General features: G+C 73.8%; 21 protein-coding genes and 1 pseudogene. 11 read left to right on the top strand and 11 right to left on the bottom strand.

Going from position 1 to position 22,371, the window contains the following annotated elements; all coding sequences use genetic code 11:
* Window positions 1–2: 2 nt before the first annotated feature.
* The 4 genes from pyk to pepN all read right to left on the bottom strand — a co-directional run bounded on the left by pyk (window position 3) and on the right by pepN (window position 6,973).
* A complete protein-coding gene (gene pyk / locus ACIQ9E_RS18830; RefSeq protein ID WP_403708346.1) occupies window positions 3–1,433 on the bottom strand; it encodes a pyruvate kinase in 1,431 nt (476 codons plus the stop codon).
* A gap of 191 nt (window positions 1,434–1,624) precedes the next feature.
* Window positions 1,625–2,332 carry an SIMPL domain-containing protein gene (locus ACIQ9E_RS18835; protein ID WP_403708349.1) on the bottom strand — a complete coding sequence of 236 codons (708 nt, stop codon included), beginning with the start codon at window positions 2,330–2,332 and terminating at the stop codon, window positions 1,625–1,627.
* A gap of 111 nt (window positions 2,333–2,443) precedes the next feature.
* Window positions 2,444–3,871: a lysine N(6)-hydroxylase/L-ornithine N(5)-oxygenase family protein gene (locus ACIQ9E_RS18840; RefSeq protein ID WP_403708352.1), complete on the bottom strand. Its 1,428-nt coding sequence runs from the start codon at window positions 3,869–3,871 to the stop codon at window positions 2,444–2,446.
* 522 nt (window positions 3,872–4,393) lie between these two features.
* Window positions 4,394–6,973 carry an aminopeptidase N gene (gene pepN, locus ACIQ9E_RS18845; protein WP_403708355.1) on the bottom strand — a complete coding sequence of 860 codons (2,580 nt, stop codon included), beginning with the start codon at window positions 6,971–6,973 and terminating at the stop codon, window positions 4,394–4,396.
* 422 nt (window positions 6,974–7,395) lie between these two features.
* Here pepN and ACIQ9E_RS18850 point away from each other — a divergent pair, with 422 nt between their 5' ends.
* Window positions 7,396–7,713 carry a hypothetical protein gene (locus ACIQ9E_RS18850; RefSeq protein WP_403708358.1) on the top strand — a complete coding sequence of 106 codons (318 nt, stop codon included), beginning with the start codon at window positions 7,396–7,398 and terminating at the stop codon, window positions 7,711–7,713.
* 148 nt (window positions 7,714–7,861) lie between these two features.
* On the opposite strand, the gene ACIQ9E_RS18855 is transcribed toward ACIQ9E_RS18850, so the two are convergent.
* Window positions 7,862–8,194, bottom strand: a complete 333-nt coding sequence (locus ACIQ9E_RS18855; RefSeq protein WP_403708361.1) for a chorismate mutase — start codon at window positions 8,192–8,194, stop codon at window positions 7,862–7,864.
* A 224-nt stretch (window positions 8,195–8,418) separates the two neighbouring features.
* Window positions 8,419–9,177 carry a S1 family peptidase gene (locus ACIQ9E_RS18860; RefSeq protein WP_403708364.1) on the bottom strand — a complete coding sequence of 253 codons (759 nt, stop codon included), beginning with the start codon at window positions 9,175–9,177 and terminating at the stop codon, window positions 8,419–8,421.
* 339 nt (window positions 9,178–9,516) lie between these two features.
* On the opposite strand from ACIQ9E_RS18860, the gene ACIQ9E_RS18865 reads away from it, so the two are divergent.
* Window positions 9,517–10,443, top strand: a complete 927-nt coding sequence (locus ACIQ9E_RS18865; RefSeq protein WP_403708822.1) for a hypothetical protein — start codon at window positions 9,517–9,519, stop codon at window positions 10,441–10,443.
* Between the two features lie 55 nt (window positions 10,444–10,498).
* Complete coding sequence (locus ACIQ9E_RS18870) at window positions 10,499–11,227, top strand: ankyrin repeat domain-containing protein (protein WP_403708367.1); 729 nt, start codon at window positions 10,499–10,501, stop codon at window positions 11,225–11,227.
* A gap of 71 nt (window positions 11,228–11,298) precedes the next feature.
* Here ACIQ9E_RS18870 and ACIQ9E_RS18875 read toward each other — a convergent pair whose 3' ends face one another.
* Together ACIQ9E_RS18875 and ACIQ9E_RS18880 are read right to left on the bottom strand one after the other, a co-directional pair.
* Window positions 11,299–12,180 carry an SDR family oxidoreductase gene (locus ACIQ9E_RS18875; protein ID WP_403708370.1) on the bottom strand — a complete coding sequence of 294 codons (882 nt, stop codon included), beginning with the start codon at window positions 12,178–12,180 and terminating at the stop codon, window positions 11,299–11,301.
* The gene (locus ACIQ9E_RS18880; protein ID WP_403708372.1) at window positions 12,177–12,953 is read right to left on the bottom strand and encodes an SDR family oxidoreductase; all 777 of its coding nucleotides are present in this window, start codon (window positions 12,951–12,953) and stop codon (window positions 12,177–12,179) included. Before ACIQ9E_RS18880 ends, ACIQ9E_RS18875 begins: the two co-directional genes overlap by 4 nt.
* 54 nt (window positions 12,954–13,007) lie before the next feature.
* Between ACIQ9E_RS18880 and ACIQ9E_RS18885 the strand changes: the two genes are divergently transcribed.
* The 6 genes and pseudogenes from ACIQ9E_RS18885 to ACIQ9E_RS18910 all read left to right on the top strand — a co-directional run.
* Complete coding sequence (locus ACIQ9E_RS18885; protein WP_403708374.1) at window positions 13,008–13,799, top strand: enoyl-CoA hydratase family protein; 792 nt, start codon at window positions 13,008–13,010, stop codon at window positions 13,797–13,799.
* On the top strand, window positions 13,796–14,638 hold the full coding sequence (locus tag ACIQ9E_RS18890; RefSeq protein ID WP_403708376.1) for a CoA transferase subunit A: 843 nt from the start codon (window positions 13,796–13,798) through the stop codon (window positions 14,636–14,638). Before ACIQ9E_RS18885 ends, ACIQ9E_RS18890 begins: the two co-directional genes overlap by 4 nt.
* Window positions 14,635–15,387 carry a CoA-transferase subunit beta gene (locus ACIQ9E_RS18895; protein WP_403708380.1) on the top strand — a complete coding sequence of 251 codons (753 nt, stop codon included), beginning with the start codon at window positions 14,635–14,637 and terminating at the stop codon, window positions 15,385–15,387. Before ACIQ9E_RS18890 ends, ACIQ9E_RS18895 begins: the two co-directional genes overlap by 4 nt.
* 134 nt (window positions 15,388–15,521) lie before the next feature.
* Complete coding sequence (locus ACIQ9E_RS18900) at window positions 15,522–16,580, top strand: NAD(P)H-dependent flavin oxidoreductase (protein WP_403708824.1); 1,059 nt, start codon at window positions 15,522–15,524, stop codon at window positions 16,578–16,580.
* 40 nt (window positions 16,581–16,620) lie between these two features.
* Window positions 16,621–16,875, top strand: a complete 255-nt coding sequence (locus tag ACIQ9E_RS18905; protein WP_403708382.1) for a type II toxin-antitoxin system Phd/YefM family antitoxin — start codon at window positions 16,621–16,623, stop codon at window positions 16,873–16,875.
* Window positions 16,876–16,898: 23 nt separating this feature from the next.
* A pseudogene (locus ACIQ9E_RS18910) lies at window positions 16,899–17,155 on the top strand (type II toxin-antitoxin system RelE/ParE family toxin); the annotation flags it as partial.
* Window positions 17,156–17,233: 78 nt separating this feature from the next.
* Here ACIQ9E_RS18910 and ACIQ9E_RS18915 read toward each other — a convergent pair.
* From ACIQ9E_RS18915 to ACIQ9E_RS18925, 3 genes are all read right to left on the bottom strand, one after another.
* Entirely contained in the window at window positions 17,234–18,391 is a 1,158-nt protein-coding gene (locus ACIQ9E_RS18915) for an acetyl-CoA C-acetyltransferase (RefSeq protein ID WP_403708384.1), read from the bottom strand.
* Between the two features lie 20 nt (window positions 18,392–18,411).
* Entirely contained in the window at window positions 18,412–19,047 is a 636-nt protein-coding gene (locus ACIQ9E_RS18920) for a TetR/AcrR family transcriptional regulator (protein ID WP_403708386.1), read from the bottom strand.
* A gap of 197 nt (window positions 19,048–19,244) precedes the next feature.
* The gene (locus ACIQ9E_RS18925; RefSeq protein WP_403708826.1) at window positions 19,245–20,030 is read right to left on the bottom strand and encodes an SDR family oxidoreductase; all 786 of its coding nucleotides are present in this window, start codon (window positions 20,028–20,030) and stop codon (window positions 19,245–19,247) included.
* Window positions 20,031–20,131: 101 nt separating this feature from the next.
* On the opposite strand from ACIQ9E_RS18925, the gene ACIQ9E_RS18930 reads away from it, so the two are divergent.
* Both ACIQ9E_RS18930 and ACIQ9E_RS18935 read left to right on the top strand, forming a co-directional pair.
* Window positions 20,132–21,274: an acyl-CoA dehydrogenase family protein gene (locus ACIQ9E_RS18930; protein ID WP_403708388.1), complete on the top strand. Its 1,143-nt coding sequence runs from the start codon at window positions 20,132–20,134 to the stop codon at window positions 21,272–21,274.
* Window positions 21,274–22,266: an acyl-CoA dehydrogenase family protein gene (locus ACIQ9E_RS18935; RefSeq protein WP_403708390.1), complete on the top strand. Its 993-nt coding sequence runs from the start codon at window positions 21,274–21,276 to the stop codon at window positions 22,264–22,266. Before ACIQ9E_RS18930 ends, ACIQ9E_RS18935 begins: the two co-directional genes overlap by 1 nt.
* Window positions 22,267–22,371: the final 105 nt, after the last annotated feature.

Genomic DNA, 22,371 nt, shown 5'->3' on the forward strand with positions numbered 1-22,371 from the left:
GGTCAGACGGTCTCGGAGTCACCGATGCGATGGACCCGGACCAGATTGGTGGAGCCGGACACCCCGGGCGGCGACCCCGCCGTGATCACCACGGTGTCGCCGGGCCGGCAGCGGCCGATCTTCAGCAGCTCCTCGTCGACCTGGGCCACCATCGCATCGGTGGAGTCGACCTGCGGCCCGAGGAAAGTCTCCACGCCCCAGGTCAGGTTGAGCTGGGAACGGGTCGCCGGATCGGGGGTGAAGGCGAGCAGCGGGATCGGCGAGCGGTAGCGGGACAGCCGCCGGGCGGTGTCTCCGGACTGGGTGAACGCGACCAGGAACTTCGCTCCGAGGAAGTCGCCCATCTCGGCCGCCGCCCGGGCCACCGCACCGCCCTGGGTCCGGGGCTTGTTCCGCTCGGTCAGCGGGGGCAGCCCCTGGGCGAGGACGTCCTCCTCGGCCGCCGCGACGATACGGCTCATCGTACGGACCGTCTCCACCGCGTACTTGCCGACGCTGGTCTCACCGGAGAGCATCACGGCGTCCGTGCCGTCGATGACGGCATTGGCCACGTCGGAGGCCTCGGCCCGGGTGGGCCGGGAATTGTCGATCATGGAGTCCAGCATCTGGGTGGCGACGATCACCGGCTTGGCGTTCCGCTTCGCCAGTTTGACCGCCCGCTTCTGGACCATCGGGACCTGCTCCAGGGGCATTTCCACGCCGAGGTCGCCGCGGGCCACCATGATGCCGTCGAAGGCGGCCACGATCTCCTCGATGTTCTCGACCGCCTGCGGCTTCTCGATCTTGGCGATCACCGGAAGGCGGCGGCCCTCCTCGTCCATGATGCGGTGGACGTCCTCGATGTCCCGGCCGCTGCGGACGAACGACAGGGCGATCACATCGGCTCCGGTGCGCAGCGCCCAGCGCAGATCGTCGATGTCCTTCCCGGAGAGCGCGGGCACGGAGACCGCGACCCCGGGGAGGTTGAGCCCCTTGTTGTCGGAGACCATGCCGCCCTCGACAACGGTCGTGCGGACCCGGGGGCCGTCCACGGAGGTGACCTCCAGGGCGACCTTGCCGTCGTCGACGAGGATGCGCTCGCCGGGGGTGACATCACCGGCCAGTCCGGAGTAGGTGGTGCCGCAGAGGTGGCGGTCGCCCTCGGTCTCCTCGACGGTGATGGTGAACAGGTCGCCGCGTTCGAGCAGTACGGGTCCCTCGCGGAACCGGCCGAGGCGGATCTTCGGCCCCTGGAGGTCGGCCAGGATCCCGACGCTGCGCCCGGTCTCGTCGGATGCCTTGCGGACGTGGCGGTAACGCTCCTCGTGCTCGGCGTACGAACCGTGGCTGAGGTTGAGCCGGGCCACGTCCATTCCGGCCTCGACGAGGGCCTTGATCCCCTCGTAGGAATCGGTCGCTGGGCCCAGGGTACAAACGATCTTTGCTCGGCGCATGCGCCCGACCCTACGCCGTACCGATGGGTAGCGACGGACGTCCGGATGACTCCTCAACAACTTCTGCGTTAAAGGGTATTGACAGCTGGAGAAGTGTGCGAGGGGCTGCTCCGATGAGCGGCCGGCGGGGGCTTGCGAAGGACGGCCGGAGGCCGGGTCCCGGACCTGCCGGAGGGCGGCCGGAGGGCAGGTCAGAGGGCAGGCGGGGTGATCACGAACCGGGCGTTCACCTGGGCGTGGACGGTCTGGCGACGGGGTTCGAGGTCCAGTTCGGGGGCGGCCTCGGCAAGCGCGTACCCCGCACCGCCGGAGCGGCCCGCGGAGGCGATGGAGGCCTCGTACGGATGGACCGGGGCCACACCGTCGTCGGCCAGTTCCACCAAGGCGACCGGCCGCGCGCCGAGCGCCTCGGCGTACTCCCGGGCCCGTTTGACCGCCTCCAGGACCGCCTGCCGGCGGGCCGCGCCGCGCGCGGGGGAATCCGGCCGCAGGTCCCACCAGAGGCCGCTGACGGCGGTCAGTTCCAGATCGCCGAGCCGGCCGGTCAGCTCGCCGAGGACGGTGAAGTCGGCCACCTCGGCGTTGATGTGCACGACTCCGTGGTACGTCCTGATCTCCTCGCCCCGGCCGCGCCGGGACAGCTCGGGGGTGATGGAGAGCATCCCGGTCTCCAGTTTCTCCACCGCCTCCCCGTAGGACCGCAGCAGGTCGAGGGCGGCCTGGTTGCGCCGGGTCAGATCGTCCAGGGCGCCGCGCCGGTCGACGCCGCGGGCCCTGACCTGGACGGTGATCCGGGCGATCTCGGGGTCGACCTCCAGCCGGGCCTCGCCGCAGACGGCGACCCGGGGCGCCTGGGGGGTGCCGTACGGCTGGAACGGTACGGGGGACACCTCGGTCATCGGGCGGGCTCCTTCGGGACGGCGCGCGGGCGCGCTCCGGACGGCGTGCCCCCAACTCTCGCATCCGGCAGGGGGAACCGCCGTCCGCGGGCGGGACGGACACCCACGGGGTCAGGTCCGGACCAGGGGGGTCAGCCGTCGGTCCTGGCCGGGGATCCGGGGCGCATCGGGCCGTTCCAGGCCGAAGGCGGTGAACGCGGTCCGGTGCGGCAGCCGGTAGGGCTCGCGGCCGGTGAGGCTGTTGAGGATGCTCGCGCTGCGCCAGGCGGTGAGCCCGGGGCCGGAGACGCCGGCGCCGTGGGTGCGGACGTCGGCGCTCTGCACGAACACCGTGCCGGTCACCGACGGGTCGAGGACCAGCCGGAAGTCCTCGCCGATCCGGGGCCGGCCCGCGGCGTCCCGCCGCAGATAGGGGTCGAGCCCGGTCAGTACCCGGGTGAGGGGCCGCTCCCGGTAGCCGGTGGCGAGGACGACGGCGTCGGTGGTGAGCCGGGAGCGGGTGCCCTGCTGGACATGTTCCAGATGGAGTTCGACGCGGGTGGTGGCGACCCGGCCCGCGGTGCGGACCCGGACGCCGGGCGTGAGTACGGCGTCCGGCCAGCCGCCGGGCAGGGAGCGGCGGTACAGCTCGTCGTGGACAGCGGCCAGGGTGGCCGGGTCGATGCCCTGGTGGCGCTGCCGCCGGCGGGGTGCCGGCCCGTCGCGGACGTCCTCGGGCAGGGCGTGGAAGTAGCGGGTGTGGTCGGGGGTGAGGTCTTCCAGGCCGAGTCCGGAGTGCTCCCTCGGTGCGAAGGCCTCGGTCCTGGTGATCCAGTGGAGCCCCTCCCGGCCTTCGGGCCGGGATCTGAGCAGGTCGAGGAAGATCTCGGCGCCGGACTGCCCGGAGCCGACGACCGTGATGTGCCCGGCGGCCACGAGCGTGTCGCGGTGGCGGAGGTAGTCCGCGGAGTGGACGACGGGGACGGTCGGGGTGTCGGCGAGCGGGCGCAGCGGTTCGGGGACGTACGGTTCGCTGCCGATGCCGACGGCCACGGAGCGGGCGCGGATACGGCCGGGGGCGGCGGTCTCCCCTTCGGCGCGGGTCCCGCCTTCGGCGCCGGTCCGGGTGAAGTCGATCTCGAACAGTTCCTGTTCGGGGTTCCATCGGACGCCGTCGACCTGGTGGCCGAAGTGGAGGCCGGGCAGTGCTTCGGCGACCCAGCGGCAGTAGGCGTCGTACTCGGCTCGGTCGATACGGAACCGCTCCGCCGCGCAGAAGGGGAAGAGCCGGTCGCGGGAGCGGAGGAAGCGGAGGAAGCTCCACGGGCTGGCCGGGTCGGCGAGGGTGACCAGATCGGCGAGGAACGGCACCCGGAGCGCGGCGTCCTCGACGGGCGGTCCGCCGGGCCGGCCGAAGTGGGGTCTCTGCTCGTAGAAGGCGGTGTCCAGGCCGCCGGGTACGCCGTCGGCGAGGGCCGCGAGGGAGAGGTTGGCGGGGCCGATGCCGATGCCCACGAGGTCGAGGGCGCGGTGCTGGTCGGGGGCGGGCGTGCCGGTCATCGGGGCTGCCTTCCACGAGGGCGATCGGTGCGGTCCGGTCGCGCGGAGGTGCCGCGGAGGTCGAGGAAGGGGCCTGGGCCGGGGCCGTACCCCCGGCGTGTCCGGCCGCTCCGGTGCGTGGCACGGCCGTGGCGCGGCTCCTCGGGCCCGTCGGCGGTGCCCCCGGGCCGGGGGCACCGCCGTGTTCAACGACGGGGAGGCCGAGTGGTTGCCGGGGCGCACGGCGGCGCCTTGCGGCGCAGTGCGGGGGTGGTGCACGGAACCGCGGCCCGGGGACGCCCGGCCGGTATCGGACCGCGGCCCGGGGGGATCCCGGCCCGGGGACGGAGCGCGATCTGCGGGGCCGCACGGGTCGGCCCCGGGCAGGGACCACTGCCCGGGGGCCATCCGGCCCAGGGCCGGATCGCGGCCCGGAGAGCGACCCGGCCCGAGGGGCGGACCCCGGCTCGGGGGCCATCCGGTGGCTCCCGGTGCACCAGGACCGGCCCCCCGGTGCCGGTCCGCTCCTCCTCCGGCACCCGGTCAGACCGTGGGTGCCTCCGTGGCGGTGCGGACCGTCAGCGCGCGGCCGAGGTCGTCGAGCCGGTCGGCGAGGCCGCGGCGGAGTGCCGGGGTCACCTCCGGGTCGGCGAGCGCGGTCTCGCCGAGGGCGACGGTCTCCCCGGAGACGGCGTAGGCGGGGAAGGCGTAGCGTCCGGCCGCGGCGGCCAGGGCGGGGCCGCGGCGGGCGGCCAGCCCGATCACATCGGTGAAGAAGCGGGGGACGTACTCCCGTACCAGCGTGTCCTGCTCCGGGTGCCAGAAGCCCTGGGCAACCGCCGTGAACAGGTAGTTCGAGAGGGTGTCGGAGCCGAAGAGGAGGTCCCAGGCGGCGGCCTTGGCCTCGGCGGCCGGCAGGGCGGCCCGGCAGCGGGCGGCACCCTCCTGGCCGGTGGCGCTGGGGTCGGCGGCCAGCTCGGCCGCGATCGCCGTATCGTCGACGGCGCCGAGTACGGCGAGCCGGTGCAGGATCCGCCACCGCAGTTCGGGGTCCAGTTCGGGGCCGCCGGTGACGGAGCCGTCGCTCAGCCACTCCCGGATGGTCTCGGGCTGAGAGGTGGCGTCGATGATCTGCCGGACGGCGATCAGGCGCAGTCCCGCGGCGCTGCCGTCCTCGGTGCGGCGGAGGATATCGCGGCAGACCGCGCGGATCGTGGCGAGCGCCGCCGGCCGTTCGGCGTCGGGCAGCAGCCGGTCGGCGATCTCCGTACGGCAGAAGCCGAGGACGCCCTGGACGACGGCGAGGTCGGTCTCGCGCGGCAGATGGGCGCGGGCGGTCTCCAGATAGGCGGCGGGCGCCAGCTCACCGTCCCGGACCAGATCGCGGGCCGCGTTCCAGACGACGGCGCGGGTCAGCGGGGAGGGCAGACAGGACAGCGAGGTCCGGACGGTCTCCCAGGAGACGGAGTCGAAGCGGATCTTGGCGTAGGTGGTGTCGTTCTCGTTGAGGACGACGAGGGAGGGCCGGCGGCCGGTCCTGGGCCCCTCGGGGGTTTCGCCCGCGGGGACGTCGGTGTCGAAGCGGTCGCGGAGGACGAGCCGGGCCGGGTCGACGGGGTCGGTGTCGTACGCGGCGACCGTGACGCGGTGGGGGCGGCTGCCGTCGCGGGTGATGCCCAGGCTCCAGCTGCCGCCCTCGTCGGTGACGGCGGGCCGCAGCGTGTCGACGCCGCTGGTGCGCAGCCAGGACTCGGCCCAGGCGTGGATATCGCGCTCGGTGGCGCGGGCGAGGGAGTCGATGAAGTCCGCGAGGGTGGCATTGCCGAAGCGGTGCCGGGCGAAGTGGAGGTTGATCCCGGCGAGGAAGTCCTTCTCGCCCATCCACGCCACGAGCTGGCGCAGGGCGGAGGCGCCCTTGGCGTAGGAGATGCCGTCGAAGTTGAGCAGCGCGGACGCGGTGTCGGGAACGGCCTCGGCGTCGGGAGCGACAGGGTGGGTGGTGGGCCGCTGGTCGGCCTCGTACCCCCAGCGCTTGCGGTTGGCCGCGAAGTCGGTCCAGGTGTCGGTGAAGCGGGTGGCCTCGGTGAGGGTCTGGTAGCCCATGTACTCGGCGAAGGACTCGTTGAGCCAGATATCGTCCCACCAGGTGAGCGTCACCAGGTCGCCGAACCACATATGCGCCATCTCATGGGCGACGACCATGGCCCGGGTCTGCCGCTCGGTGTCGGTGACGGCGGAGCGGAAGACGAACTCGTCGCGGAAGGTGACCAGACCGGGGTTCTCCATCGCGCCCGCGTTGAACTCGGGGACGAAGGCCTGGTCGTACGAGTCGAAGGGGTACGGCTCCTCGAACTTCTCGTGGTAGCGGTCGTAGCACTGGCGCGTGATCTCGAAGAGTTCGTCGGTGTCGGTGTCGAGGTGCTCGGCGAGGGAGCGGCGGCAGTGCAGGCCGAAGGGGAGACCGGCGTGCTCGGTGCGTACCGAATGCCAGGGCCCGGCGGCGACGGCGACGAGGTAGGTGGAGATCGGCGGGGTGGGGGTGCAGGTCCAGACGCCGTCGCCCCGGTGGGTGGCGACGCCGTTGCCGAGGACGGTCCAGCGTTCGGGGGCGGTGACGGTCACCTCGAACACGGCCTTGAGGTCGGGCTGGTCGAAGGCGGCGAAGACGCGCTGGACGTCGTCCAGGAAGAGCTGGGTGTAGACGTACGTCTCGCCGTCGCCGGGGTCGGTGAAGCGGTGCATGCCCTCGCCGGTGCGGGAGTAGCGCATATCGGCCTCGACGGCCAGCTCGTGTTCTCCGGCGGCGAGTCCGGGCAGCGGATAGCGGTTGCCGTCGAGGGCCGTCGGGTCGAGCGGCTCGCCGTCGAGGGTGATGGAGCGCAGGGCGGCCGGCTTGAGTTCGACGAAGGTGTCCCCGGCGGTCCGTGCGGTGAACCGTATGACGGTCCGCGACCCGAAGAGTTCCTCCTCCGCGGCGCCCGCCGTGCCTCCGCCGCCCGTTCCCGGCTCCTGTCCGGTGCCGGGTGCGGCGGCACGCGCGGTCAGGTCGAGACCGATCGTGTAGTGGTGGACATCGAGGAGGCGGGCTCGGTTCCGGGCTTCGTCACGCGTCAGTACGGGCATGGAGGCCATGCTGCCTGATGGGGGGCGGTTCGCACACGGGGTGGGTGTTGCGCTCTGAGCGCACGGGCCCGGGAGCGCGCTCCGGGTGCGCCCGCCCGCGCGGTCCGCCGCGGTGCGGTGCGACCGGAGCCGTGCGACTCCGCGACCCCCCGCGGGGCTCTGTGGCGTGAAATCGTCGTTTGCCGTCGGGCGAAGGGCTGCATTACCCGGCTTATCCCGCCGTAATGGATGAGCGGCCGTATTCATCGGCGAGGAGCGTCGCCGAGCGTTCCGGCCAGGAACTCGGAAGCCGATCGGGAACTCGGAAGAAGGGGATAAGCCTGAAGCGCCGGCGCCTCGGGTAGGTCATCGCCGGCCGGGAAAGCCCGGCACCGATCGACAGTGACGACGGATTGCACCCGTCCCCGAAAAGGAGAATCAGCATGGTTGTTCGCAGGCTGCTCGCAGGCGCAGGTGTCGGAGCCCTGGTCGCCTTCGGCGCGCTGGCCGTTCCGGCGCAGGCATCCCAGGTCCGGGCGGCCCCGGTGGCACAGACGGCCCCGGCGGCGGTCCCGGATGCGGGGATCCTGTCCTGTCCGAACGGGGCACCCGCGGCGGCGCCGGGCTTCCGCTGTCTGTCGTCGTACCCGTCGAACGCGGAGTGCCTCCAGGGGGTCGCCCGCAATATCGAAGTCACTCCGGCGACCCGGGGCTACTGCACCTACTACAACGGCAGCTACTGGGGCTTCGTCAACCACTGAGCCCCGGGTACGGCGTCCTCCCGCGAGGCCGCCCGCACCAAGACCCCGGGCCGCGGCGGTCCGGGGCCCCTTCACGATCACCGGAAATCGACGGAAAAGGAAATACGCGCGATACCGGTCCGGGGCGGCCTGGTTTTCCTGGGAATCGTCACTCGCCGGCGGTGCCGTCGGCCGGGGAATCTCCCGCGATCTGTTCGTGGTGGCGGATGACCTCGGCGATAATAAAGTTCAGCAGTTTCTCGGCGAAGGCCGGGTCCAGCTTCGCCGATTCGGCCAGTTCGCGCAGGCGCTGAATCTGGCGGGCCTCACGGTCCGGGTCGGCCGGGGGCAACTGGTGGCGGGCCTTGAGATGGCCGACCTGCTGAGTGCATTTGAAGCGTTCGGCGAGCATATGGACCACGGCCGCGTCGATATTGTCGATGCTCCCCCGCAGGCGGTCCAGTTCGGCCCGGACGTTCTCGTCGATGTCGCTGGTGGTCATGGTCGTCGAGCTTACGCGGGGCCGGACCGGGGCCGACCGGGGTGTTCAGGGTGCGGACGGGACAGCCGCCGGGCCGCCGGGGGCGGCGGTCCGGCCGCCACGAGGGCGCGGACGGCGCGGCCGGGCGGGGACGGGAGAGCGGAAGGGGCGGGGACGGGAGATACGGAAGGGGCGGGCAGGACCCCGGAAGGTCGCCGCCCGCCCCGCAGCCGTACCCCGGTTCGCTACAGCGTCGCCGCCGCGGCCTTGATCTGGGCGGCGAAGGTCGACACCTCCGCGTAGACCCCCGGCAGACCCGGGCGGGCGCAGCCCTCGCCCCAGCTCACAATGCCGACCTGGACCCACTCGTTGGCGTTGTCCCGGCGGAACATGGGGCCGCCGGAGTCGCCCTGGCAGGTGTCGACGCCGCCCTGGGGCAGCCCGGCGCAGATCTCCTCGGAGTCCACGAGGCCGGGGTAGGCCTGGCGGCACGAGGCGTCGGAGACGAACGGGACCTGGGCCTTGAGCAGATAGCGCTGCTGCGCGCCGCCCTCGCGGGCCGCGCCCCAGCCGGCGACCTGGAAGGTGCCGCTGTTGTACGCGTTGGTCTCGGCGATCTTCAGGAGGGGCAGGTTGATCGGCTGGGCGAGTTTGACCAGGGCCCAGTCCTTGCCCGTGCCGTTGTAGCCGGGGGCCCGGTAGATCTTGGTCGAGCGGACCTTCACCGCACTGGTGCTCTGGAGGTCCACGACACCCGCGGTGGCGGTGATGCTGGTGTTGTTCCCGGTGGCGCCGACGCAGTGCGCGGCGGTCAGCACGATCTGCTGGGTGATCAGGGAGCCGCCGCAGCCCATGGAGAGCCGGACCATGAAGGGGAACTCGCCCTGGGCGGCCCGGACGCCGCCGACGACGGGCGGGGGCGCGGCGAAGGCGGACGCGGGCTGGAGGCTGAGGGCGGCGAGGGCGACGGTGGCGGCCGCGACGACTCTCTTGAGCGTACGCATGAGCTTCACGGGACAGCCTTTCGTGGGGGATTGGCCGGGGACGGCGGCCTGCCGGGACCGGCACCGAAGCACCAGACATGTCATGGCCCCGACAAGACCTGACCGGATTATGGACAAGGCTCACCGGGCCCCACAAGGAGCGGTTTCCGGCCAGCGAGCAGGGTGTGGCCGGGTCGGGTGGCCGGGATGCAGGGGCCACCGGGGCACCACCCGGGTCCGACGGAGGTACGACCGGCGGAGTCCGGACAGCCGGCCGCCGGATCCCGGGGCGCCCTCGGGAGCCGCGCCGTACAGTGGACCGCGGGCGTCCCTACGTCGCACGAGGGGGTACGGAACGTGATGGCGAAGGACGGCGCGGGCAGCAGGGACGGCGCCCCGGCCGGCCCGGTCGTGCACGGGTTTCCGCATCTCGGCACCGTGCGCGCGGCGATCACCGCCCTGCACCGCAGACTCGCCCCCGAGGCACTGGGCCGCTACGCCCCCAGCGTCCTCCCGGCCGATGTCGCCTTCGCCGACACCGACGACCTCCACCTGGGGACCCAGCGGATCGCGCGGGCGCTCGTCCGGCATCTGAGGCTGCCGGACGCCCGGATGATCGTCGGCTTCCGCGAGATGGAGTACGCGGCGAGCGTCGAACTCACCGCGGGCCCGGAGTACTTCATCGAGCTGAACAACCGCTTCCGGACCCACCGCCGCGATATCGGGGCGGCCCTGGCCCACGAGGTCACCCATGTCCTGCTGCACCGGCTGGGACTGTCCTTCCCCGGCACCGGCGACAACGAGATCCTCACGGACACCGTGACCACGTATCTGGGCGCGGGGTGGCTGCTGCTGGACGCGTTCCGCGAGGACGCGCTCTCCCGGCAGAAGCTCGGCTATCTCACCCCGGAGGAGTTCGGCTACGTCCTCGCCAAACGGGCGCTGCTCTTCGACGAGGACCCGTCGCCGTGGTTCACCTCCCCACAGGGGTACACCGCGTACACCCGCGGCCGGGACCGGGCCCGGCGCGACGCCGGCAGACCGCCGCTCACCGCCGCGGGCTGGACCGGCCGCCACCGCTATGCCCGCGACCGGCGGTACGCACGCGAGCACCCGTCGGCCGGGGGCCCGGCATCGGGCGGCTACGCCTTCGAGCAGGGGCCGGACGGCGGAATGCGGGTCTCCTTCCCCTGCCCCACCTGCCACCAGCGGATCCGTCTCCCGGTCCGCGGGCGGGTCAGGGCCCGCTGCGGGCTCTGCCGCACGATTCTCGAATGCGAGACCTGAGGCCCGCCGCCTAGCCTCGGCGCATGACGCAATGGTTCGCGGCGGGGTGCCGCGTATGACGGAACTGCTCACGGCGGTATACGAGGGCGATGCGGACGCGGTAGCCCGTCTGCTGGCGGCGGGGGCGCCCGCGGATTCCTCCGACGAGGACGGCACGACCGCGCTGTATCTGGCGGCCGTCCTGCTCGGTGACGTACGCCTCGTCCGTCCGCTGCTGGCGGCGGGCGCCGATCCGGAGCGACCGGGCGGCGACGGCGCGCTGCCGTTGTGCGGGGCGGCCGTTCACGGCGGTACGGAGGTGGTCCTGGCCCTGCTGGCGGCGGGCGCCCGGCCGGACGGACGCGAATCGGACGGCTGGACTCCGCTGGCCTGGGCGGTCCGGGGCGGCCATGTGCCGGTGGTACGGATCCTGCTGGAGCACGGCGCCGATCCGTCGCTGCCTGCCCCCGACGGCGCCCTCCCCCTGGTCGCCGCGGCGAGGCGGGGTTCGGCGGGCACCGTACGCGCGCTGCTGGACCGGGGCGCACCCGGCCGTACCGCGGCCCTCACCGAGGCCCGCGCCCGCCGGGGCCGCGATCCGGAGGCCGAGCTGCGCGCCGCGCTCCTCGCGCGGTACGACGAGCCCCTCGCCACCAGGACCCGCCGGGTGCCGGGGGACGACGGCGCGACGGTCGTCGTCGAACTCCTCCGGAACGGCACGCTCGTCGCGAGCGACGAGCGCGGGACGGGCCATGCGGAGATCGCCGCGCTGCTGGAAACGGCGGACCAAACGGCCGAGGACTGAAGGGGCCGAGGACTGAAGGGGCTGCGGGCTGAAGGGGCTGCGGGCTCCCCGGGCCCCCTCGCGGCGCGGCCTCAGCCCGTCCCGTACACCGCCCCCGGCTCCTCCGCACGCGACAGCAGCTCGCGCAGGGCCCGGCCCGTCGCCCTGGGTGTGCGGCGGGTCCGGGAGTCGGCGGTCGGGCCCGGCCGCCAGCCCTGCATCACCGTCAGCCGGCCGGCCTCCGCCTCGATGACCCGGCCCGTGACGCCCGTGCTCTCCGCCGAGCCCAGCCAGACCACCAGCGGCGCCACATCCTCCGGGAGCGCCGCGAGGTCCGCGAAGACGTGTTCCGTCATCCGGGTGCGGGCGGCGGGGGCGATCGCGTTCACCAGGACGCCGTAGCGGGCCAGTTCCGCCGCCGCGACCAGGGTGAGGCCGACGATGCCCGCCTTGGCCGCGGCGTAGTTGGCCTGGCCGACGCTGCCCAGCAGGCCCGCGCCCGAGGTGGTGTTGACCACCCGCGCTGCGGCGGGCCGGCCCGCCTTGGCCTCGGCGCGCCAGTGGGCCGCCGCGGCGCGCAGCGGCAGGAAATGGCCCTTGAGGTGGACCCGTACCACCGCGTCGAAATCGTCCTCGGCCAGATTGACCAGCATCCGGTCCCGTACGAAACCCGCGTTGTTGACCAGGGTGTCGAGCCGTCCGTAGGCGTCGAGCGCGGTGGAGATCAGCGAGGCGGCGCCCGCCGCGGTGGTGATATCGCCGCCGTGGGGGACCGCTTCGCCGCCGCCCGCGCGGATCTCCGCGACCACATCGGCCGCCGGGCCCGCCGAAGCACCCGCGCCGTCGGGGCCCGCGCCCAGATCGTTGACCACGACCTTCGCCCCTTCGGCGGCGAAGGCGACGGCATGGGCCCGGCCCAGTCCCCGGCCGGCGCCGGTCACCACCACGACCCGGCCCGCGCAGATTCCCGTCATCTCGGTTCTCCCTCTCCGGGCCCGGAAGTCCGGTTCACCGTGGCGGCGGCGAGGAACGCCGGGCGCTCCCCGCCGCCGTGGACGTGCAGGGACGCCCCGCTGATGTACGCCGCCCGGTCCGAGGCCAGGAATACGGCCGCGTCGCCCACATCGGCCGGTTCCGCGAGCCGCCCCAGCGGGACCGTGCGCCCCACGGCCGCGACGCCCTGCTCACCGCCGTAGTGGAGGGCGGCGCGTTCGGTTCCGACCATGCCGACGACCAGGGTGTTCACCCGTACCTCCGGCGCCCATTCGACCGCCATCGACCGGGCCAGGCTCGCCAGGCCCGCTTTCGCCGCGCCGTAGGCGGCGGAGCCCGGCGACGGCCGGTCCCCGCTCACACTGCCGATCATCAGCACCGAACCGCGGGCCGCCCGCAGATATTCGTACGCCGCGATGCTCGCGGACAGCGGCGCCGTCAGATTGAGGGCGATGACCCGGGCGTGCCGGGCCGCTCCCCCGTCCGCGAGCGGCCGGTAGGGCGTTCCGCCCGCGTTGTTGACCAGGCAGTCGAGGCGTCCGTACCGGCGGACGACCCCGGTGAAGAACTCCCCCACCGCGTCGGCGTCCCGCAGGTCGAGGGGGAGGTAGACCGCGCCGTCCAGCGGGACCGCGGGGGGCCGCCGGGCGCAGACGACGACCGTCGCGCCCGCTTCCAGGAAGGCACGGGCGATCCCCGCGCCGACCCCCCGGGTGCCGCCGGTGACGACCGTGACTCTCCCGTCCGGCTCCATCCGCTGCTACCTTCCACCTAACAAACGTTTGGTGGAAAGGTAGCTGATCCTGTCATGGGTGTCTCCACCACGGACCCGGCCTCGGACCCGGCGGCCGGGGTCCGCGTCGTCACGGCCGCCTATCCGCCCGTCAACGCCCTGCCCGTACAGGGCTGGTACGACCTGGCCCGCGCGGTCCGTGCCGCCGGGGCCGATCCGGAAGTGCGCTGTGTGGTGCTGGCCGCCGAGGGCCGCGGTTTCAACGCGGGCGTCGATATCAAGGAACTCCAGCGCGACGGCGACGGCGGCCCCGGCGGGCCCCGGACCGCGCTGCTCGGCGCCAACCGGGCCTGCGCGGAGGCCTTCGCGGCGGTGTACGAATGCGAGGTGCCCGTGGTCGCGGCGGTCGGCGGCTTCTGTCTGGGCGGCGGGATCGGGCTCGTCGGCAACGCGGACGCGATCGTCGCCGCCGACGACGCCGTCTTCGGGCTGCCGGAGCTGGACCGCGGCGCCCTCGGGGCCGCGACGCATCTGGCCCGGCTGGTGCCGCCCCATCTGATGCGCGCCCTGTACTACACCTCGGCCACGGTCACCGCCGGGGAGCTGCACGGCCACGGTTCGGTGTGGCGGGTCGTCCCGCGTGCGGAACTCGCCGCCGCGGCGCTGGAACTGGCGGGCGAGATCGCCGGTAAGGACGGCACCCTGATCCGGCTCGCCAAGGCCGCCATCAACGGTATCGACCCCGTCGACGTACGGCGCAGCTACCGGTTCGAGCAGGGGTTCACCTTCGAGGCCGCGCTCGGCGGGGCCGGTGACCGGGTCCGCGGCACCTTCGGCCGGGGCTCCGGCCGGGAAGGCGGGACATGAGCGGCGGAAAGGTGATGTCGGCCGACGAGGCGATCGGCGGGCTGCGCAGCGGAATGACGGTCGGGATCGGCGGCTGGGGTGCACGCCGCAAGCCGATGGCGCTGGTCCGGGCGCTGCTGCGGTCGGAGGTGACCGATCTGACGGTGGTCTCGTACGGCGGTCCCGATATCGGTCTGCTGGCCGCCGCGGGCCGGATCCGGAAGCTGGTGACCGCGTTCGTCACCCTGGACTCGGTGCCCCTCGAACCCCACTACCGGGCCGCCCGCGAGCGCGGCGCCTTCGCGCTGAGCGAGATCGACGAGGCGATGTTCCTGTGGGGGCTGACGGCCGCGGCCAACCGGCTGCCGTTCCTGCCGGTACGGGCCGGGCTCGGTTCGGATGTCATGCGGGTCGATCCGGAGCTGCGGACGGTCCGTTCGCCCTACGCGGACGGGGAGGAGTTCGTGGCGATGCCCGCGCTGCGGATGGACGCGGCGCTGGTCCACCTCGACCGCGCCGACCGGCGGGGCAACGCCTGCTATCTGGGCCCCGATCCGTACTTCGACGATCTGTTCTGCGAGGCGGCGGATACGGCGTACGTCTCCTGCGAACGGCTCGTCGACGGTTTCGGGGACGTACCGCCGCAGCGGCTGCTGGTCTCCCGGCAGGCGGTGACCGGCGTGGTCGAGGCACCGAACGGCGCGCACTTCACCTCGTGCGCCCCCGGCTACGGGCGGGACGAGGCGTTTCTGCGGATGTACGCGAGCACACCGTGGGAGGAGTTCGCCGGACGGTTCCTGGACGGGGACGAGCAGGCGTACCGGTCGGCCGTCGAGGCCTGGCGGGAGGAGACGCGATGAGCGGCGGTACGGCGGCGGTGACCCGGGCCGAGTACTGTGTGGCCGCCTGTGCGGAGGCATGGCGGGGCGCCGGCGAGGTGCTGGCCGCCCCGATGGGGCTGATCCCCTCCCTCGGGGCCCGGCTGGCACGGCTCACCTTCGCGCCGGACCTGCTGCTGACGGACGGCGAGGCGCTGCTCGTCGGACCCGACGGGGCGGCCGAGGGCTGGCTGCCGTACCGCAGGCATCTGACGATGGTCACGGGCGGGCGGCGGCACGTGATGATGGGCGCGTCCCAGCTCGACCGGCACGGCAACCAGAACATCTCCTGCATCGGCCCGTGGGAGCGCCCGGACCGGCAGTTGCTGGGGGTGCGCGGGGCGCCGGTGAACACCCTCAACCATCCCGTCAGCTACTGGGTGCCGCGGCATTCCCGGCGGGTGTTCGTGGAGCGGGTCGACCTGGTGTGCGGGGTGGGGTACGACCGGGCCGCGGCGGCCGGGCCGAGCGCGACCCGGTACCACCGGATCGACCGGGTCGTCACCGATCTGGGCGTTTTCGACTTCGCGACCCCGGACCGGTCGATGCGGCTGGTGTCGGTGCACCCCGGGGTGACGGTGGAGCGGGTGCGGGAGGCGACCGGTTTCCCCCCGGCCGTACCGGATGGCGGTGTTCCGGAGACACGGGAGCCCACGGCCGGGGAGCTGCGGCTGATCCGGGAGCGGCTGGACCCGGAGGGGCTGCGGGAGCGGGAGGTGCCGGGCGGATGAACGGGCGTACGACAGGGGCGGAAGGTGCCGGGCGGATGACGGGGGTGGAAGGTACCGGGCGTACGACAGGGGCGGAAGGTACCGGGCGGATGACGGGTGCCGAAGGTACCGGCCCCGGGGCGGGGGCAGCGGTCGTGGAGACGGCGTTCACCCGGCTCACCGGGGTCCGGCATCCCGTCGTCCAGACCGGTATGGGCTGGGTCGCCGGGCCGAGGCTGGTGTCGGCCGCCGCGAACGCGGGCGCGCTGGGGATCCTCGGCTCGGCCACGATGTCGCCCGCCGCACTGCGGTCGGCCGTCCGGGAGGTGCGGTCGCGTACGGAGGCGCCGTTCGGGGTGAATCTCCGCGCGGACGCGGCGGACGCCCGGGAGCGGGTGCGGATCGTCGTCGACGAGGGGGTACGCGTCGCCTCGTTCGCCCTGGCGCCGTCGCGGGAGCTGATCGCCGAGCTGAAGGACGCGGGCGTGGTCGTGATCCCGTCGGTGGGGGCGCGCCGGCATGCCGAGAAGGTCGCGGACTGGGGCGCGGACGCGGTGATCGTGCAGGGCGGCGAGGGCGGCGGCCACACCGGGGAGGTCGCCACGACCGTGCTGCTGCCGCAGGTCGTGGACGCGGTCGGAATCCCGGTGATCGGCGCCGGGGGCTTTCGCGACGGCCGGGGGCTGGTGGCGGCGCTGGCGCTGGGCGCGGCCGGGATCGCCATGGGCACCCGGTTCCTGCTGACGTCGGACTCGACGGTGCCGGACGCGGTGAAGGCGCGGTATCTGGCGGCGGGAGTCCAGGATGTGACGGTCACCCGGGCGGTGGACGGGCTGCCGCACCGCATGCTCCGTACGGAGCTGGTGGAGTCCCTGGAACACCACGGCCGTGCCCGGACCCTGGCCCGCGCGGCCCGCCACGCGGCGTCCTTCCGGCGGCTGTCGGGGCTCTCGTGGCGGGCGCTGGTCCGCGACGGCCTGGCGCTGCGCCACGGCCGGGAGCTGTCCTGGAGCCAGGTGCTGATGGCGGCGAACACCCCGATGCTGCTGCGGGCGGCGATGGTGGAGGGCCGTACGGATCTGGGGGTGATGGCGGCGGGACAGATCGCGGGCGTGATCGACGATCTCCCGAGCTGCGCGGAGCTGATGGAGCGGGTGATGGGAGAGGCGGCGGGGGTGGTGGCGGGGCTGGCGGGGCTGGCGGGGAAGGTCTGATTCCGGGGACGGTGTACACGGATGCGCGTACGCTGAGGCCGTGACCGATCCCCTCGGCATGCGGGAGACCCGCGCCGGGCTCCCCGAGATCCTGAACCGGGCCGAGTCCGGTGAGGCCACCGTGATCACAAGCAACGGCAGGCCCGTCGCCGCAGTGGTGCCCCTGGACGAGTACAGCGCGCCGGCGCACGCGGCGGACGAGCTGCTCGCGCGCGAGGCCCTCCGGCACCTCGACGAGCCGACGAGTTCGATGGCCGAGGTACTCGCCGATATCCTCGGCGAACGCGGCGGGTAGCCGGCCGGAAGGGCCGTCACCGCGTGCAGTACGCGGTCCGGTTCACCGCGGCGGCCCGGCGAGCAGTCCCGGGCGATCCCGCCGTACGACACCATCCGCATGCTCATCGCGCTGACACCCCTCGGCGACGGCCCCCGGCGCGAGGACGCCGACATCAAGACTCTCGGGGCACGACAGCCACTACCGGCTGCGGGTCGGCGACTACCGCATCGCCTCCACCGTGGACGACGGTGAACTCGTCGTCCTCCTGGTCGAGGTGGGCCATCGGCGCGATGTGTACGGGCGCTCCGAACCCGTCCGGGGCACGCCGGGCCGTTCGGCGATCGCCCCGGTCGGCCGACCGCCGTGCGGCCGCCGCTCACAGCCGTTCGATGATCGTGACGTTCGCCAGGCCGCCGCCCTCGCACATCGTCTGGAGGCCGAACCGGCCCCCCGTGCGTTCCAGTTCATGGAGGAGGGTGGTCATCAGCCGGGCGCCGGTCGCGCCCAGCGGATGGCCCAGGGCTATCGCCCCGCCGTTGACGTTGGTCCGCGCCGGATCCGCGCCGGTCTCCTTCAGCCAGGCCAGGACGACGGGGGCGAAGGCCTCGTTGATCTCGACCAGGTCGATGTCGTCGAGGGAGAGGCCGGTCTTCTCCAGGGCGTACGCGGTGGCCGGGATGGGGGCGGCGAGCATCCGGATCGGGTCGTCGCCGCGGACCGAGAGGTGGTGGACGCGGGCGCGCGGGGTCAGGCCGTGGTCGCGGACCGCGCGTTCGCTCGCCAGCAGCAGGGCCGCCGCCGCGTCGGAGAGCTGGGAGGAGCAGGCGGCGGTGATCGTGCCGCCCTCGACCACCGGGGCGAGGGCGGCCATCTTCTCCGCGGTGGTGTCGCGGCGCGGGCCCTCGTCGGTGGTGAACGCGCCGTACGGCACGGTCTCGCGGGCGAACCGGCCCTCGTCGATCGCCCGGACCGCCCGCCGGTGGGAGCGGAGCGCGTACTCCTCCTGGTCGCTGCGGGTGATCCGCCGGCGGCGGGCGATCAGTTCGGCGCCGTGGAACTGGTCGACGGGCGCGTCGCCGTAGCGGGCCCGCCAGCCCGCGCTGCCCGCGAAGGGGCCTTCGGTGAGCCCGAGGGGACCGGCGGCCTGCCGGGACGCGAAGGCGATCGGAACCATGGACATGTTCTGCACCCCGCCCGCGACGACCAGGTCCTGGGTTCCCGAGAGGACCGCCTGGGCCGCGAAGTGCAGCGCCTGCTGGGAGGAGCCGCACTGGCGGTCGACGGTGACGCCCGGCACCTCCTCCGGCAGTCCGGCGGCCAGCCACGCCGTCCGGGCGATGTTCCCCGCCTGCGGGCCGACGGTGTCCAGACAGCCGAAGACGACGTCGTCGACGGCCGCCGGATCGATGCCGGAGCGTTCGACCAGGGCCGTCAGGACATGGGCGCCGAGGTCCGCGGGATGGACCGCGGCCAGTGCCCCGCGGCGCCTGCCCACGGGGGTACGTACCGCTTCGACGATATAGGCCTCGGCCATCTCGGTCCTCCCTCTCGCGGCTAGCGGGGCCGCGGACTCGGTGTGCCGGCGGTTTCGGAGCCGGTGGTTCCGGTGCCCACCGCGATTCCGTCCAGCACCATCGACAGGAACTGCCGGGCGATCTCCTCGGGTCCGTACCGCCCGTCCGGCCGGTACCAGGACGCGGCCACCCAGACGGTGTCGCGCAGAAAGCGGTACGCCAGCCCGGTGTCGAGGTCGGCGCGGAACACCCCGGCGGCGACGCCGCGCTCCAGGGTTCCCGTCCACAGCTCCTCGAACCGGCGCCGCGATGCGTCGAGATAGCCGAAGCGCGGCTGCCCCGCCAGCTGCGGGGACTCCTTCTGGTAGATCGCGACGGCGGCGCGGTGCCGGTCGATCTCGCGGAAGGACTCGGTGACAAGGGCCTCGACGGTCTCGCGAGGGCCGAGCCCCGCGGCCAGTACGGCGTCGTATCCGGCCCACAGCTCGTTCAGGAAGGCCGAGAGGATCTCGTCGAGCATCGACTCCTTGGAGTCGAAGTGGTAGTAGAGGCTGCCCGCGAGCATGCCCGCCTCGTCCGCGATACGGCGGACGGTGGTGGCGTTGTAGCCGTGGGCCGCGAAGACTGCGGCGGCGACGTCGAGCAGTTCCCGGCGGCGCTCCGGGGCGGCGTTCACCCGGGACTTCGCCGCCGGGCCCTTCGTCCCGGGCGAGCCGGGCGACCCGGAGGTCCGATCCGGTCTCTCCAAGCCTGCTGCTCCGGTCGTTCCGGTCGTTCCGTCCGGCGTGTTCGCTCTGTTCGTCTTCGGCACACCTTCATTGTCCGCCTCCGGTTCCGTGCTCCCCCCGTACCGTCCGCCGCGCCCGTCACCGCTCACGCCCGTCTGCTGCTGACCGGGACGATCTCACCCGTCATATAGGAGGAGTAGTCCCCCGCCAGGAAGACGATCACATTGGCGACCTCCCACGGCTCGGCGTACCGGCCGAACGCCTCGCGCTCCACCAGCTCCGCCAGCAGTTCGGCCGAGGTCGCCTTCGCCAGATGGGGGTGCATGGCGAGGCTGGGCGCGACCGCGTTGACCCGGACTCCGTACGCCGCGGCCTCCAGCGCCGCGCACCGGGTCAGGGCCATCACCCCGGCCTTCGCCGCCGCGTAGTGGGCCTGCCCGGTCTGGGCGCGCCAGCCGAGGACCGAGGCATTGTTGACGATCACTCCGCCGCGGCCGCTGTCGCGGAAGGACCGCAGGGCGGCGCGGGTACACCGGAAGGTGCCGTTCAGGGTGGTGTCGAGGACCCGGCCCCACTGCTCGTCGGCCATGTCGACGAGGGCCGCGGTGCCGCCCAGCCCGGCGTTGTTGACGACCACGTCCGGGCCGCCGTGCTCCTCGGCGACCCGGGCGAAGAGCGCCCGCACCTGCTCCTCGTCGGTGACGTCGCACGGCTGGGCGGCCACCGCGTCCGCGCCGAACTCGTCGGCGAGCACGGCCCGGGACTCCGCGAGCCGCCGCCGGTGGGCATCGCTGAGCAGGACCCGCGCCCCCTCCTCCAGGAACCGGCGGGCAGTGGCGCCGCCGATCCCGGCCCCGGCAGCGGCGGTGACCAGTGCCGTACGGCCCCGGAGCAGACCGTGGCCCGGCACATAGGCCGGGGGCACGCCCAGCGGACCCCGGCCGGGCGGCCCGCCGTTGGCGGTCTCCCTGTCGCTCTCCACCCGGGCACGTTAACCTACCAAACACTTGTTAGGGAAGGATGGGTGTGCCGATGGACCTGCACCACTCCCCGGAGGAGACCGCCTTCCGGGCCGAGGCCCGCGAGTGGCTCTCGGCGCATGCGCCCCGGCCGCCCCTGCCGTCGCTGGAGACCCGGGAGGGCTTTGCCGCGCACCGCGCATGGGAGGCGGAGCTGGCGGCCGGCCGCTGGTCCGCGGTGGACTGGCCCGCCCGCTACGGCGGCCGGGGCGCCGATCTGGCCGCCCGGCTGGTCTTCGAGGAGGAGTACTGGTCGGCGGGCGCCCCCGGGCGGGTCTCGCAGAACGGCATCGCCCTGCTCGCGCCCACCCTGATGGACCACGGCACCGAGGAGCAGCGGGCCCGGATCCTGCCTCCGATGGCCCGCGGCGAAGTGGTCTGGGCCCAGGCCTGGTCGGAGCCGGACGCGGGCTCCGATCTGGCGGCGCTGCGCTCGCGGGCGGTCCGCACCTCCGGCGGCTGGCTGCTGACCGGGCAGAAGACCTGGTCGTCCCGGGCGGCCTTCGCGGACCGGGCGTTCGGGGTCTTCCGCAGCGACCCGGGCCGGGCGCGCCCGCACGACGGGCTGACGTATCTGATGTTCGGCCTGGCGGCGCCGGGGGTGACGGTGCGGCCCGTGGCGCGGCTCGACGGAAAGCCCGCGTTCGCGGAGATCTTCCTGGACGAGGTCTTCGTCCCGGACGAGGACGTGATCGGGGAGCCGGGGCAGGGCTGGCGGATCGCGATGTCGGCGACGGGCAACGAGCGGGGGCTGACGCTGCGCCCGCCGGGCCGTTTCCTGGCCGCGGCGGAGCGTCTCGTACGGCAGTGGGAGGCGGCGGGTTCGCCAGAGGGGGCGCTGCGGGACCGGGTCGCGGACGCGGTGATCGGGGCGCGGGCGTACCAGCTGTTCACCTGGGAGGCGGCGGCCCGGTGCGCGGCCGGCGGGCGGCTCGGCGCCGAGTCCAGTCTGAACAAGGTCTTCTGGTCGGAGTACGACATCGCACTGCACGAGACGGCACTCGACCTGCTGGGCGGGGAGGGCGAGTTCGCGGACACGGAGTGGGCCGATGGGCATCTGTTCGCACTCGCCGGGCCGATCTACGCGGGCACCAACGAGATACAGCGGGACATCGTCGCCGAGAGACTGCTCGGCCTGCCGAAGGGACGCCGCTGATGCGTTTCACGCCGACGGAGGAGCAGCGGGCCTTCGGGCGGTCGCTCGACGCACTGCTGACCGCGGCGGATGTGCCGTCGGTGGCCAGAGCCTGGGCCGAGGGGGATCCGGCGCCGGGGCGGGCGCTGCTGGCGAAGGTGGCGGACGCGGGTCTGGTGGCGCTGGCAGTGCCGGAGGAGTACGAGGGGGCGGGGCGGCGTCCGGTGGAACTCGCCGTGGCCCTGGTGGAGCTGGGCCGGCACGCGGTGCCGGGGCCGGTGGTGGAGACGGTGGCCGCGGCATCGCTGCTGGCCGGGCCGGCCGCCGGGCGGCGGGCGGCGGCGGACCTGCTGCCGGGGCTGCTGCGCGGGGAGGCGCTCGCAACGCTGGTGGCCCCGGGCGGGGGGCCGTACGCCCTGGACGCGGACGTGGCGGAGACGGTGATCGTCGTGGATCCGGTGGCGGCGGAGGTACGGATCGCATCGGGGCACGGGCCGGTCCGGGTCTCCACCGATCCGGTCCGGCGGCTCGCGCTGCCGGACCCCGGGGGCGAGGTGCTGGCCCGGGGGCCCGCCGCGGTGGCAGCGGGCTTGCGGGCCGGGCGGCTGGCCCGGCTGCTGACGGCGGCGCAGTGCCTGGGCACAGGGCGGGCGCTGCTGGACCGTACGGTCGGCCAGGTGCGGCAGCGGGTGCAGTTCGGCGTCCCGGTGGGCGGCTTCCAGGCGGTCAAGCACCGGCTCGCGGACACGCTGATCGGGCTGGAGTTCGCCCGGCCGCTGGTTTTCGGGGCGGCCGTGACAGGGGATGTCCGGGATATCGCGGCGGCGAAGGCGGCGGCGGGCGAGGCGGGTTACGCGGCGGCCCGTACGGCGCTCCAGCTCCATGGCGCGATCGGTTACACGGAGGAGTTCGACCTGGCGCTCTGGCTCCGGCGGGCCCGCCCGCTGCGCGACGCCTGGGGCACCCCCGCGCAGTGCCGGGACGCCGTACTGACCGCGTCGCCGGACGGCTGACGGCCGTGAGAGCAATCTTCTGCCGGGTTTTCGGCACGGTCACCGCCGAGGGTGCCCGCGCGGCGGTCTTCAGGCCTGCCCCGCCGCCGGGTGCGGGGCCGTGGC

Origin of the sequence: Streptomyces sp. NPDC094448 (assembly GCF_044763775.1) — a bacterium.
Classification (GTDB): domain Bacteria; phylum Actinomycetota; class Actinomycetes; order Streptomycetales; family Streptomycetaceae; genus Streptomyces.